We start from the raw sequence: 12,780 nt of genomic DNA, 5'->3' as shown, positions 1-12,780 counted from the left end.
GTGCACGCGGAGTTCCTGGTGCAGCAGGCCTGGCGTACGGGCACCGTGGGCACCGACGACTTCCGGATCATCCTGGAGGAGGCCCGTACGGTCTGCGGTGAGGCGGCCCTGCTGGCTCCGGGCGACCCCGTCCCGTACATCGTGGAGCTGGCCGTCGCCCGCGGGCTGGGGTACTCCCACGAGGAGTTCGACCGGCTCTGGTTGAAGATCATCGACCGCGCGCCCTCGCACATGGGCGCGCACATCGCGGCCCTGCACTTCTGGTGCGAGAAGTGGCACGGCTCCCGTGAGGAGGCCGACCGCTTCGCGACGGCGGCCGCCGCCCGCGCGCCGCAGGGCTCGCTGCTCGCGGCGCTGCCGCTGTTCGCGGTGTACGAGCACCTGCCCGAGGTCAACCTGGTGCAGGGCTTCTACCGCGGAGCCGTCGTGACGAAGGCGGTCGAGGGTGCGATGTTCGCGGTGCACTCGGCCCGTGCGGACGACCCGATGCTCGCCCATGTCCGGCACCTGCTGGTCCTCTTCCTGGTGCGTATGGAGCGCTGGGCGGAGGCGATGCACCAGCTCGTCCACATCGACGGCCACGTGGGCGCGCTGCCCTGGACCCAGAATCCGGACCCGGCCGCCGAGTACACGGTGTACCGGGCGCTGGCCGTCGCCGGTTACGAGGCGAACGGCGGCAGCCCCGCGACCCTGCTCCACTGACCTGGCACCACCCCGCTCCCCCTGATTGGACCGGCACACCCATGGCACGACTGATCCCGTTGATCCTGATCGCCCTCGCCGTCTGGTTCTGGGTGCGGGCGCGGCGGAAGACCGCCGCGTACATGGCCTCCTACGAGCACCCGGGCGGCACCGTCCGTGAGGACGGCGAGCGCCGCGACCCCCCGGCCCCCGCGGCCTGAGACCACGGAGTCCCCGGTCTCCGCGACCGGGACCACGAAGGCCCCGGCCCCCGCGGCCTGGGGCCACGGAATCCCCGGCGCCCCCGCGGCGTTGTACGGACCGAACCCCGACCCCCGGAGGAGCCCCGCATGTTCCTGACCCACCGCACCCCGCAGCTCCCCACCCCGGAGGAGGCCCTGCGCGGCCGCCCCACCCCCGAATTCCCGGTGCCCTCCCGCCACACGGTCCTCGGCAACCCGCTGACCGGCCCGTACCCGCAGGGTCTGGAGGTCGCCGACTTCGCGCTGGGCTGTTTCTGGGGCGCCGAGCGCAAGTTCTGGCAGACGGAGGGCGTCTGGACGACACTCGTCGGCTACCAGGGCGGTTACACGGAGAACCCGTCGTACGAGGAGACCTGCTCGGGCCTGACCGGCCACACGGAGGCGGTCCGCGTCGTCTTCGACCCGAAGACCGTGAGCTACGCGGATCTGCTGAAGCTGTTCTGGGAGTCCCACAACCCGACCCAGGGCTTCCGCCAGGGCAATGACGTGGGCACGCAGTACCGCTCGGCGCTCTACACCCACTCCCCGGAGCAGGCGGAGGCCGCGGAGGCGTCCCGCGAGGCCTACCAGCAGGTGCTGACGGGCGCCGGCTTCGGCACGATCACCACGGAGATCCTCCCGGCGGAGGGCCGCACCTTCTGGCCGGCGGAGGCGTACCACCAGCAGTACCTCGACAAGAACCCCGACGGTTACTGCGGCATCGGCGGTACGGGGGCCACGCTGGAGTCCCCCTCGGAGACGAACTGGGGCCGCGCCTGCCCGACGGGCATCGCCCCGGCGCCCGAGGCGTGAGCCGGGGTATCGCGGAGTGACCGGACCGGGCCGGCTCGGGCGGCGGGTGAGGGGCTCAGGCGGCCAGACGCACCTCGCCCATCGGGGCACGGACCGGTGTACCGGCCCGGCCTCGGTCCGCCAGCTCCTGCTGGGCGAGGGACAGCACATCGGCCAGTCGGAGTCCGAGTGAGCGCGCCGCTGCGGCGAGCACCTCGGACGAGGCCTCCTTGCGTCCTCGCTCGACTTCGGAGAGGTACGGCATGGAGATCCGGGCGGCCTCGGCCACGTCCTTGAGCGTCCGCTGCTGGGCGATGCGCTCGCGGCGCAGGACGTCGCCGACGAGGTCCCGCCAGAGCGGCTCCTTGGGGGCGGGGGCGGGACGCAAGGGGATGACGCGGGCGCGGTTCGGCGCGTGGCTGCTCATCGCCCCAGCCTAGGAGCGGTCCGCCCGGCGCGGGAGGGGAAAACCTTCCGCGCCGGGCGGATCTGCTGTCGGCAGAGCCGGGCCCCGCACCCGAACTCGCGTGCCGTGCGGCGGGTCCGGGGCGGAACCACCAGCCGATCGAGTGTCATGGCCGGGACTATCCCCGCGGGCGCGGGGAGCACGGCAACCGGCGCCCTACCGCTAGGCGGAGTGAGGGGACCACCCCCGCGGGCGCGGGGAGCACATCGCCTCGGGCAACGGCATCGCCGGGTCCGGGGGACCATCCCCGCGGGCGCGGGGAGCACGTGGACACTGGGCGGGTGGGGCGGTCCTGCCTGGGACCATCCCCGCGGGCGCGGGGAGCACGTTGAAGCGCGCTGACGCCGAGAGCCTCACGAGGGACCATCCCCGCAGGCGCGGGGAGCACCACGACAGGTCCTCGAACTCGGCGTCCCTCGCGGGACCATCCCCGCAGGCGCGGGGAGCACCCGACGTGCCGTCCGCATGGGGCGGCTCACCCGGGACCATCCCCGCAGGCGCGGGGAGCACGGAGTAGTGCACCCCTCCGGAGCCGGGGGGCAGGGACCATCCCCGCAGGCGCGGGGAGCACCCCTCTGCCGCGACCTTGTCGATGGTCTTCGCGGGACCATCCCCGCAGGCGCGGGGAGCACCCGGCGATCGAGGCCGAGGACATGGCGGCCGGGGGACCATCCCCGCAGGCGCGGGGAGCACGGGTGGACCCTCATGTGCACTCACACAGGAGAGGGACCATCCCCGCAGGCGCGGGGAGCACCGGTGGTGCTGTGCCATACGGCACCCCTCCCCGGGACCATCCCCGCAGGCGCGGGGAGCACCGTCTGGCCACGATCCTCCGTCCGTTGTCCACGGGACCATCCCCGCAGGCGCGGGGAGCACCGCCGGGAGGGACTTACCGATGACGTATGACCGGGACCATCCCCGCAGGCGCGGGGAGCACGTCTTCACCATGATCTTGGTGTTGCGTTGCGGGGGACCATCCCCGCAGGCGCGGGGAGCACCAGGTGACGTCGGTGTTCTCGACGCTGTCCCGGGGACCATCCCCGCGGGCGCGGGGAGCACTCCGAACCGATGAGCACGGGCATGGTGATGCCGGGACCATCCCCGCGGGCGCGGGGAGCACCTGATACCAGCACGGACGGTGACACGGTCACCGGGACCATCCCCGCGGGCGCGGGGAGCACCATCCCCACAGGGCCGCTGCGGTTCGTTACTCGGGACCATCCCCGCGGGCGCGGGGAGCACGCCTCACCGTCGGGCCGGTGGTCCCACCGGTAGGGACCATCCCCGCGGGCGCGGGGAGCACAGCTCCTGGCGGCCGAGTGTGGTCCCCTCGTACGGACCATCCCCGCGGGCGCGGGGAGCACTCTTTGTGACCTGCACTGTTGCTAAGCCTGACTGCTGTTTTGAAGTAGTTTCATCGAAGCAGACATAACGCCTGAAGAGGCCATCTCTTCCCTTGCCTTCACCCGAAGCGACGACACTTCGCCGCGTCGCTCCAGCCCTTCTTCAGACCCTGCTCAATGGCAGGGCAAGCACCTCGATCAGTAGATCACCCGGGCCCAGGCCGACGGCCCACCCGCCCTGCACATCTTCGTCACGGGCCTGAAAAGGCCCTCGACACCGTCATCGCCTGGCTCAGCCTCCGCTACAACTCCGGTGCCGTCGAGGGCGAGAACAGCAAGATCAAGATGTTGAAGCGGCAGATGTTCGGCCTCGCCAATTTCGACCTGCTCCACAAACGGGCCCTACTCACCACGCGAGACCATTCATGATCGCGGCTTTGGTGCTCCTCCGTGGCTCCGGCACTGAAGCGATCCAGAACCAGAATTCAACCGCCTCCGACAGCTCGATCGGCCGACCCGTCTCGGTCACGGTCCGCACAGCTTTCTCACGGAACTCCGCATCGAACTTCCATCGCTTCTCCGCCATGACCCCCGACTTCCCCTACAGCTACGGCTCCACGCTACGAGAGGAAGGTCAGTCTCCCCGCACGAACCCCCGATTTTCGTTGCAACTCACGTTTCCAGAAATGCAGTTGTGCAGATGGCCGCTTCGCGTCAGGGCCTGGGCTGCACATCGAGGCTCCCGCGTGTCAGCCGCGCAATCGCCAGGTCGGGGCCCCGCCCCGCCCCGCTGATGGAGCATTCCCGAAGGGGTCACCAGCGCCCAAGTCCGATGCCCAACACCTTCGCGCAGTGGGGCAGTGGTCCTCTACGCCGCCTTGAGGGCGGCGACCTGGCGGGCGCGTTCTTCCAGCTCCTGGACTCCTGGGACGCGACGGTAGGCGGGAAGGGCCTTGAGCATGGTCTTCACGTGTTTGTCTCCGCGGGCGGATGAGATGGTCTTGTGCTCGTCGAGGAAGGTTCCCCAGGTCTGGCAGGCGGCTTCGATATGGCGCATACGGAACTGCCGTTCGGCGATCACTCCTGTGCAGTGCAGGCGTCCTTGCCGCTCCAGTGGGGACCGAGCAGCGTTTGACCGGTGCAGGGATGCGATTGAGGCTTCGTGGTCGCCCAGATGCCAGCGCACGTGAGCTTCGTGGAAGAAGTAGGCGGCCTGGTCGTATCCGCCGACGGCATCGCGCCGGTCGTCGGCGCGTGACAGTGCGTTCTCCGCTTCTTTGAGCCAGCCCAGGGCGGTGTGGCGGGCGTCGGTCATCGCCGCGGCGGCGGCCTGTTGGCCGCGCAGGAAAGCCACCAGGCGCGGGCCGGCGGAGGGGGCTGCCTCGGCGGCGGCCTCGGCCAGTTCCAGGCCCTTCCTGCCGTGGCCCAGGTGCGTTGCCTGCAGGCTCATTCCGCGCAGGGTGCGGCAGTAGGTGAGATGGTCCTCCGCGGCGCCGGCGAGGTCGAGAGCGCGGAGGTAGTACTTCTGCCCCAGGCCCTGCTGGTCCTCGTACATGGCCATCCACCCCGTGAGGTATACGAAGTCGGCGACCGCGGCCCGCATGGCACGGGTGACCTCGTCCGTACCGCTGGCGCGAAGGTAGGGCCCTGCTGTGTTGACGAGGAAGGCCGCCGCCATCGGGCGGGCGTGCCCGGCCCCCACCTGGTCCAAAATGTCGGCGACCTTGTCGGTCATGGTGCGGACGGTCTCCACGTCGGACCGGCCCACGTGCACCGTCCGCCCGGCCGACGCCGCCTCCAGACGCTCAGTCAGGTCCTCGTACCGCGGCACGGCCAGGACCGCGGCGTACATCCCGGTCTTCAGCACCCCCCTGCGCGTGGGGTCCATGTCTGCCCTGCTCAGGTCGATCACCCCTGCCACCATGTCGTGCTTCGCGACCGGTTCCTCCTCGCTCTGCCAGCCGATCTCCGCGCACGTTACGGGCCGCCCCAGCAGCCGCGAGAGCGCTTCGATCAGGGCAGGGCGCGCTTCGGGCTTCGGCACGGATCCGGCGAGCCAGTGCGACACGCTGGTCTTGTCGTAGTGCAGACGGACGCCGAGCTCACGGCCCGCGGCGTTCACCCGACGTGCAAGCTGCGCGTTTCCGATTCCTCCTGACCGCATCAGGGCGGCAAGAGCTGCATTCGGTGTTCGCGGGCGACGTGCCATCGATGACCCCCTGGTGCGTTCAACCAGTTCAACCGTGTCTCCACTGTGCTCCCTTACCCACTGGCGCGTCGGGGAGTTGAGTGATTACCGGCCGTTCGATGGAAGTTCTCGGATGGGCTTGACGGTTCGGTTCGTCCCGTCGGCCCCGTACGGGACAAACCGGGTGACCGGACGACGAAGCGCATGCGACGCCGCCTTATGACCTGCGGAAGGACTGGGTATGACCGCGACCAGCAGTGCGGCCACAGCGCAGCAGTGCCTCAACAACACATCTCCTGTCCGACGGCTCGGGAGCGGCAACCGAGGCATGGACCTCTGCATCCCCCGCTCCTCTCCCCCGGGCCCCGGCAGCACCGGCGAGATGTCCGAGAAGGACAGGCTCTGGCCGGCACGCGTCCGCCGAATGGGCCGGGAACAACTCCGTAGGTGGGGGCTGGACATCCTGCGCGAGCCTGTCGAGCTGTGCATGAGCGAATTGGTCACCAATGCCATGAGATACGGCCGAGGACCCCTCGTAGGCGTACGGCTGTACCAGGCCTCCTCGTACCTCGTCATCGAGGTGACAGACGGCTCGCCCGACAGGCCCGTCCTCGGCACCGCCGGCCCTGACGAGGAGAGTGGCCGCGGCCTGGCTCTGGTCGACGCCGTCGCGGAATCGTGGGGCGTCGCCGACGACGGCACATGCACCTGGTGCCGCCTGACCGTGTCGCAGGAGCAGCCATGAGGGCAGACGCTCAGGTAGACCCGAACCCCCGCTCCCTGCTGCCATCACGCCCTGTCCTGAACGGGGAGACAGACGAACTCCTCGAGCGACTGCCGACGACCAGGCAGGTCATGAATGCGGACGCGGCATGAGTCCGCACCGGGGACACCTCACCGAGATACAGACAAAAGTGATGAATCGCCCTGTGCGCCCCGCCCCTACGCCAGCAATCGTTTCCTACGTCACGCAACGAGCGGGAGGACGGACAACGTCGGACAGCCTGGTCCTGCTGCCGACGAGAGGCAGTCGCGGCCGCGGGCGCTACCGCCTGTTCCACGCGGGCAAGGAGGCTCATCTCGACCGCGACCTTCGGCAGGTTCTGTGGGCTCGGGTGTCGTTCAACTTGTATGTCCAGCGGCAGCAGCCCACGGGGGAACCGGAGTGGAAGCTCACGCTCCCCTTCCGGCAGTGGGCAACGATGGAGCGCATGCGCTGCCAGATCTGCGCTGCCTCGGCGGTGCCCCTCCGGGGAGCATCTTCTTCGCCGGTTCCGCGGACTACCGGAGCCACGAGGCGCCGCTTCTCACCAACCAGCCCTCTGTGTACACAAGGCATGTCGCAACCGCCGCGGCTCTCTTCCCGCACCTCCGGGAAGACTCCGTCGTGTTCCTGGTCACGAGCACACCCGTGTACGAAGTTCTGTGCGCGATATACGACCTGGTCGACGGCAGAGCCGAGGTTGTGGCACAGCCCAAGGAGCCTCTCCTCTACGGGCACCCGAACTTCCCCGTTCTCCTTGCCTCGCAGCTCGTTCGCCGTATGGCCAGATTCCGCGTCCTTACCGTGAGCCAGGCGATGCGGGACTTGGCAGAACTTCCCGGGCAGACCACAGCCCGCTGGCCAAAGCTGCCCAGCACTGCATTACCGAGCTCCCCCCTGACTCCGTGCTCACCGGCGGTTCCACCCCTGAGACGCCGACGCGCACGGAAACAACCCCTCGTTGCGGGTCACCTCAGCCCCACTGCGAGGCACACAAGAGCACGTCCATCGATCGACAAAGGAGCATTCATGACTGCCGTCATGCCCGAGCAGACCGTCCTGCCGAAGACCATGGCCGACGCCGCCGAAGACCCGTTCGCACTGGACCTGACCGTGACCACGGACCTCGGTGGCCTCGGCATGCCGGCTGCATGCGGCACCGGTGACGGCTGTGCCGCGTCCTGCGCTTCGTCCTGCGCAAGCGCGGTCTGACACACCGCTTCCCAGGAGGGCCGGGGCGTCCCGGCCCTCCGCCTCGGTCTGCACAGCGAAGGAGACATCGCGCATGAGCAGCAAGTCTCTGTACGAGCACACGGGCACGGCTCTGCTACGGGCCGCGGCCGCGCCGCGAAGTCGGTTACCTGACTGGTGGCCCGACCCGGCGGACAGCGACGAGTGCATGAAGTGGCTGGACCACGTCTGGTCCAGCCAGGATCTCGTCGGACCGATCCGGCAGGCGAACCGCGAACTCGGGCTCAGCATCGACACCATGTGTGACGGCCGGACGGCCACCAGCAAGAAGGTACGACGGGCAGCGCTGTCGACGGCACGCTACCTCCTGCGCGCTGCCGGTCGGCCCACCCCCTTCGGTCTTTTCGCCGGCGTCGCCCCGGCCGCACTCGGGCCAACGGCCGAGGTGCGCTGGGGAAGCAGCCACCGGGCCGTTGCCCGCATCGACACGCAGTGGCTCAGCAGCATCATCGAACGCCTGGAGAACTGCGCGGAGCTGCTCGATCGTCTCGACGTCGTACTGAACAACCTCGCCGCCCGGCGGGGCGGTCGCCTCCAGGTTCCGCACGGCGGCCCCCACGGCGCCAGCGTCAAGTACACGAGCGCGGTGCGAGTACTCGAGTCCTGCGCGTCTACGCCGATCCGGTTCAGCGCCGCACTCGAGGGCCTTTCGGAGGCCTTTCCCGGAGCCGACCCGGCGCAGATCCGCAGCATGCTGACTGATCTCGTCCGGCAGGGATTCCTAGTGACGAGTCTGCGAGCTCCGCTCACGGTGACCGACCCGCTCGGCCATCTCATCGAGTGCCTGCAAGGGGTCGAGGCCCACGCGATCGAAGCCGCAGCTCCGATCCTGCACGGCCTCGAGGACGTGGCGGCCGCTCTGCACCACCACAACCGTGCCCCCGGTACAGGGCAGACGCGGATGCGGGAGACGTTGGTCCGGGAGCTGCGCACCCTGTCGGATGCCGGCCGAGCACCACTCGCTGTTGATCTGCTGCTCGACGCGACCGTACAGGTCCCGCTCAGCGTGGTGCGTGAAATGGAGGCTGCGGCCGGTGCCTTGTTGCGTCTGACCCGTCGGCCCACCGGTCACGCGATCTGGCACGACTTCCAGACCGCGTTCTGGGAGCGGTACGGCACGGGCACACTCGTCCCGTTGAGCGAGGTCCTGGATCCGGCGGCCGGACTCGGATTCCCTGCCGAGTACCCAGGCAGCATGATGTCCGCTCCTGCGACGCCGGCCTCCGCACGAGACCGACGGCTGCTCGCGCTCGCCTGGCAGGCCGTGGCCGACGGCAGTCGCGAAATCGTCCTCACCGACGAGGTGATCGACGCGATCACCGGGGACGGGCCGATGGCCGGCCCGCCGCACGTGGAGATGTGCGCCCGGATCCACGCCGAGGACGTCGCGGCTCTGGGCCGGGGCGGCTTCACCCTCACCGTCACGCCTGCGCGCTCCGCGGGCACGCTTACTTCCCGCTTCACCCCGACCGCCGGCGGATCCGGGCTGCAGGAGACCTACCGGGCCATCCCTCCGGGCGTCGCGGGGGCCCTGCCCGCCCAACTGTCGTTCCCACCGCTGTACCCCCACACGGAGAACGTCTGCCGCATCCCCGCCTACCTGCCGCACGTCATCTCACTGGGCGAGCACCGCAGGCCGGAGGAGGAGGTGACCACGATCCCTCTGGACGATCTCGCCATCACTGCGACACACAACTGTCTGCACCTGGTGAGCATCTCCCGCCGCCGCATCATCGAGCCCCAGGTCTTCCACGCCATGGCACTCGAGAAGCAACCGCCGCCCCTGGCCCGCTTCCTCGCCCACCTGCCCCGCGCCTTCACAGCTGCATGGACCGGGTTCGACTGGGGCCCCGAAGCCTTCCAGCTCTCCTACCTGCCAAGGGTCCGCTACCGGCGCGCCATCCTGTCCCCCGCTCGGTGGCGCCTCACGAGCGCCGATCTGCCTACCGCCGAGACAGAGGCCCTTGCCCGGTGGCGGCAGCGCTGGCACTGCCCCGAGGCAGTGGAGCTGCGGGACGACGACCGCACGCTGCGCCTGACCCTGAGCGAGCCTCTGCACGCGGCGATCCTGCGCGCCCATCTCGACCGCAGCGACGAAGCGATCCTGACCGAAGCCGCCCCCGTCGGCGCCTTCGGCTGGATCGGCGGGCATGCCCACGAGGTCGCCGTACCTCTCGTCGCTACCGGCACACCAGCCCCTTCGCTCCTGCCCGGTCGGCTGCCCACGCTGCGCAACAGCTCGCTGGGCCACATGCCCGGCTCACCGGATGCTCCATGGCTGCACGCGAAGATCCACACCCACCCCGAGCAGATGAACGAAATCATCACAGAGCATCTCCCCCGACTTCTCGCTGCCCTGCCCGACAGGACGGAGTGGTGGTTCCTGCGCTACCGGGGCCCACACGAAGGTCATCACCTACGGCTGCGCCTCGGTGTCCCGAGCGCCGACCAGTACGCGACGTTCGCCGCAGCAGTAGGGCAATGGGCCACACAGCTCCGTAACCGGTCCCTCGCGGGCCGACTCGTCCTGGAGACGTACAGCCCCGAAATCGGCCGGTACGGGCAAGGCGAGACGCTGGCTGCGGCGGAGGCCGTGTTCGCGGCCGATTCCCGTGCCGTCGCCGTCACCCTGCGCCATGTCCACGCTCCCCTCCTGCACCCGACGGCGCTCGTCGCGGTAGGCATGGTGGACATCGCGCGCAGCTTCCTCGGCCATGAGGCGGGGACGGAGTGGCTCGCCGACCGGCCCGTCACCCCTGCGACCGCAGAGCGCGCCGTCTCCGAGCAGGCCGTACGCCTCGCCCGGTTTCGGACGCCTCTCGACCTGCCCGGCTGGAACGCCGAGGTGACCGACGCCTGGCAGGACAGAACCACAGCCCTGACCCGCTATCGCAGTCAGCTCTCCGACAATATGAGCCTCGACGCGATTCTGGAGTCGCTGTTCCACATGCATCACAACCGGATGCTCGGCCTCGACCGGCCAGGAGAACTGATCTGCCGCCGCGTGGCACGGCAGGCGGCCCGCGCTCGGCAGGCCCATCGATGACCGCGGCGTCGATGCAGCAGGAACAATCCCTCTACTCCGGTGTGCCCGGAGTCACCCTTCGTCACATCGTCGACGCACAGTCGGGCCGAAGGGAATGGGAGACCGTCCACGCATGGGTGACTGCCATGGTCCGGCATCCGGTGAACGCCGACCCCGACGCGTGCGGCCTCTTCGAGGGAGCACCCGCCGTTGCCTACGCCCTCCATCTCGCAGACCGACCGTCGTACGCCTCCGCTCTCCTGACGCTCGACCACCACATCACCACCATGACGCGTCTCCGGCTGCAGGCTGCCCACAGACGAATCGACCGCGGAGAACTGCCGCAGCTGCGCGAATACGACCTCATCAGCGGCCTGACCGGGCTGGGCGTCCACCTCCTCACCCGCGGCAACCACGAGACGCTACTGCTCGAGACCCTCTGCTACCTGGTACGGCTGACGGAACCGGTCGCGGCCGGTCATGACCTCCTGCCAGGCTGGTGGACCGGTGACGGTCCCGAGCTCCGGCCCAGCCCTCGGTGGCCGGGCGGCCACGGCAATCTCGGCATGGCGCACGGCATCTGCGGGCCGCTCGCCTTCATGTCGATCTGCATGCGTCGGGGAATTACGGTTACCGGGCAGTCCGAAGCGATCCGCTCCATCTGCACCACGTTCGATCAGTGGTGCCTCGGCAGCGGAGAACGCCCCTGGTGGCCCGAGACGCTCTCCCGAGGCGAGTGGGATACCCGTATGCCCCGTCGGGGGCACCGCCCCGGCCGCCCCTCCTGGTGCTACGGAACCCCAGGCATCGCCCGCGCCCGGCAGCTCGCCGCGCTGGCCCTCGGCGATGCCCCGCTGCAGCACCACGCCGAGGCGGCGCTCGCCGCCTGTGCCATCGATGAACAACAGCTCGCCCAACTCACCGATGCCTCGCTCTGCCACGGCTGGGCCGGCCTCGTACGCACCGTGCAACGAGCAGCCGCAGACGCAGGCCCCGACAGCACCCTGAGCTCGCGCCTGCCCAGACTGCACGACCAGATGTACGACTACCTCGAGCAGACGGGCTCACCTCCCCCAGGCCTGATGGAAGGCATGGACGGCGTCCATCTCACGCAACTCGACTCGGTCAACACCGCCTCGGTACAGCGCTGGGACGCCTGCCTGCTCCTGGACGGGTGACCCGCCCCCGACAACCCCCAGCACACCGACATCGCACCACTAGGCTCGTGCCCCTCGTCACCGCCGGGCACGTCGTGGAAGGAACGCCCCTTGAACACCACCGCCCACTCCTCGACCGAGGTTCTGCGCAACCGGCTGCTCGACGAGATCGTGGAGGAACGGGTCGCCGGGCTCTACGACCCGCGGGTCGAGGAGGCCATGCGGACGGTGCCACGACACGAGTTCCTCCCGGCTGTCAGCGTCAAGACCGCGTACGCGAATCAGTCCGTGTCCATCAAGGACAATCCAGCCGAGGACGCGCTGCCGTTCAGCTGCGCGTCGAAGCCCGACGTGGTCTTCTTCATGCTCGTCCAGCTCCAGCTCGAAGCCGGCCATCGCGTGTTCGAGATCGGCTCGGGCACGGGCGTGAATGCCGCGTATATGCGGCGCCTGGTCGGGTCCTCCGGGCTCGTCGTCACCGGGGACATCGACAGCGAAGTCACCGCGTACGCCCGCAAGACGCTCGACGCGACCGGGTTCCGCGACGTCGAGGTCATCACTCGGGACGGAGCGCTGGGCGCGGAGGAACTCGCCCCGTTCGACCGCATCATCGCAACGGTCGGGGTCTGGGACCCCTCCCCCGCCATGCAGAACCAGCTCACGCCTGGCGGCAGGCTTGTCCTGCCTCTGCGGTGGCGAGGACTGACCCGCAGCGTCGCATTCGCCCGACAGCCGGAACGGCTCATGTCCGACTCCGTGAAGATGTGCGGCTTCCTGCCCATGATCGGCCAGGACGGCGAACACACCGGCTACGTCGATGACGAGCACCTGATCCGCCTGTTCTGGGACGACGACCAAGCGATCGACCCGTC

11 protein-coding genes, 1 pseudogene and 1 CRISPR repeat array are annotated in these 12,780 nt (G+C 69.5%); of the genes and pseudogenes, 9 read left to right on the top strand and 3 right to left on the bottom strand.

The window, feature by feature from the left end:
* The 3 genes and pseudogenes from VN520_RS18845 to msrA form a co-directional block, all read left to right on the top strand.
* A pseudogene (locus VN520_RS18845) lies at window positions 1-702 on the top strand (hypothetical protein); the annotation flags it as partial.
* A 41-nt stretch (window positions 703-743) separates the two neighbouring features.
* On the top strand, window positions 744-902 hold the full coding sequence (locus VN520_RS18840; protein WP_325748086.1) for a hypothetical protein: 159 nt from the start codon (window positions 744-746) through the stop codon (window positions 900-902).
* Window positions 903-1,031: 129 nt separating this feature from the next.
* Entirely contained in the window at window positions 1,032-1,736 is a 705-nt protein-coding gene (gene msrA / locus VN520_RS18835) for a peptide-methionine (S)-S-oxide reductase MsrA (RefSeq protein WP_325748085.1), read from the top strand.
* Window positions 1,737-1,791: 55 nt separating this feature from the next.
* Here msrA and VN520_RS18830 read toward each other — a convergent pair whose 3' ends face one another.
* Window positions 1,792-2,142, bottom strand: coding sequence for a helix-turn-helix transcriptional regulator (locus tag VN520_RS18830; protein ID WP_325748084.1), 351 nt, complete (start codon window positions 2,140-2,142; stop codon window positions 1,792-1,794).
* A 153-nt stretch (window positions 2,143-2,295) separates the two neighbouring features.
* Window positions 2,296-3,545: a CRISPR direct-repeat array (repeat unit 29 nt; unit sequence GGGACCATCCCCGCAGGCGCGGGGAGCAC).
* Between the two features lie 156 nt (window positions 3,546-3,701).
* On the opposite strand from VN520_RS18830, the gene VN520_RS18825 reads away from it, so the two are divergent.
* Complete coding sequence (locus VN520_RS18825; protein WP_325748083.1) at window positions 3,702-3,953, top strand: transposase; 252 nt, start codon at window positions 3,702-3,704, stop codon at window positions 3,951-3,953.
* Here VN520_RS18825 and VN520_RS18820 read toward each other — a convergent pair.
* Both VN520_RS18820 and VN520_RS18815 read right to left on the bottom strand, forming a co-directional pair.
* The gene (locus VN520_RS18820; RefSeq protein WP_325748087.1) at window positions 3,931-4,110 is read right to left on the bottom strand and encodes a hypothetical protein; all 180 of its coding nucleotides are present in this window, start codon (window positions 4,108-4,110) and stop codon (window positions 3,931-3,933) included. The genes VN520_RS18825 and VN520_RS18820 overlap by 23 nt on opposite strands.
* Window positions 4,111-4,392: 282 nt before the next feature.
* Window positions 4,393-5,733 (bottom strand): hypothetical protein, encoded by a 1,341-nt coding sequence (locus VN520_RS18815; RefSeq protein WP_325748082.1) that lies wholly within the window; start codon window positions 5,731-5,733, stop codon window positions 4,393-4,395.
* 220 nt (window positions 5,734-5,953) lie between these two features.
* Between VN520_RS18815 and VN520_RS18810 the strand changes: the two genes are divergently transcribed.
* The 5 genes from VN520_RS18810 to VN520_RS18790 form a co-directional block, all read left to right on the top strand.
* Window positions 5,954-6,457: an ATP-binding protein gene (locus VN520_RS18810; protein ID WP_325748081.1), complete on the top strand. Its 504-nt coding sequence runs from the start codon at window positions 5,954-5,956 to the stop codon at window positions 6,455-6,457.
* A 1,047-nt stretch (window positions 6,458-7,504) separates the two neighbouring features.
* Window positions 7,505-7,687, top strand: a complete 183-nt coding sequence (fxlA, locus tag VN520_RS18805) for an FxLD family lanthipeptide (RefSeq protein WP_325748080.1) — start codon at window positions 7,505-7,507, stop codon at window positions 7,685-7,687.
* 187 nt (window positions 7,688-7,874) lie between these two features.
* Window positions 7,875-10,772, top strand: coding sequence for a lantibiotic dehydratase (locus VN520_RS18800; protein ID WP_325748079.1), 2,898 nt, complete (start codon window positions 7,875-7,877; stop codon window positions 10,770-10,772).
* A gap of 11 nt (window positions 10,773-10,783) precedes the next feature.
* Complete coding sequence (locus VN520_RS18795) at window positions 10,784-11,929, top strand: lanthionine synthetase C family protein (RefSeq protein WP_325748078.1); 1,146 nt, start codon at window positions 10,784-10,786, stop codon at window positions 11,927-11,929.
* Window positions 11,930-12,019: 90 nt separating this feature from the next.
* A partial coding sequence (locus VN520_RS18790) for a methyltransferase domain-containing protein (RefSeq protein ID WP_325748077.1) occupies window positions 12,020-12,780 on the top strand: 761 nt, incomplete at its 3' end.

Origin of the sequence: Streptomyces sp., assembly GCF_035563135.1 — a bacterium.
GTDB lineage: Bacteria > Actinomycetota > Actinomycetes > Streptomycetales > Streptomycetaceae > Streptomyces.
The sequence above is the reverse complement of the archived record's forward strand: the minus strand, read 5'-3'. Positions and strand labels throughout refer to the sequence as shown.

Excerpts from the sequence above, each read along its gene's own strand:
- msrA (WP_325748085.1), top strand. The coding sequence starts at position 1,032 with ATGTTCCTGACCCACCGCACCCCGCAGCTCCCCACCCCGGAGGAGGCC.
- VN520_RS18820 (WP_325748087.1), bottom strand. The coding sequence starts at position 4,110 with ATGGCGGAGAAGCGATGGAAGTTCGATGCGGAGTTCCGTGAGAAAGCT.
- VN520_RS18815 (WP_325748082.1), bottom strand. The coding sequence starts at position 5,733 with ATGGCACGTCGCCCGCGAACACCGAATGCAGCTCTTGCCGCCCTGATG.
- VN520_RS18830 (WP_325748084.1), bottom strand. The coding sequence starts at position 2,142 with ATGAGCAGCCACGCGCCGAACCGCGCCCGCGTCATCCCCTTGCGTCCC.
- VN520_RS18810 (WP_325748081.1), top strand. The coding sequence starts at position 5,954 with ATGACCGCGACCAGCAGTGCGGCCACAGCGCAGCAGTGCCTCAACAAC.
- VN520_RS18795 (WP_325748078.1), top strand. The coding sequence starts at position 10,784 with ATGCAGCAGGAACAATCCCTCTACTCCGGTGTGCCCGGAGTCACCCTT.
- VN520_RS18800 (WP_325748079.1), top strand. The coding sequence starts at position 7,875 with ATGAAGTGGCTGGACCACGTCTGGTCCAGCCAGGATCTCGTCGGACCG.
- fxlA (WP_325748080.1), top strand. The coding sequence starts at position 7,505 with ATGACTGCCGTCATGCCCGAGCAGACCGTCCTGCCGAAGACCATGGCC.
- VN520_RS18825 (WP_325748083.1), top strand. The coding sequence starts at position 3,702 with ATGGCAGGGCAAGCACCTCGATCAGTAGATCACCCGGGCCCAGGCCGA.
- VN520_RS18840 (WP_325748086.1), top strand. The coding sequence starts at position 744 with ATGGCACGACTGATCCCGTTGATCCTGATCGCCCTCGCCGTCTGGTTC.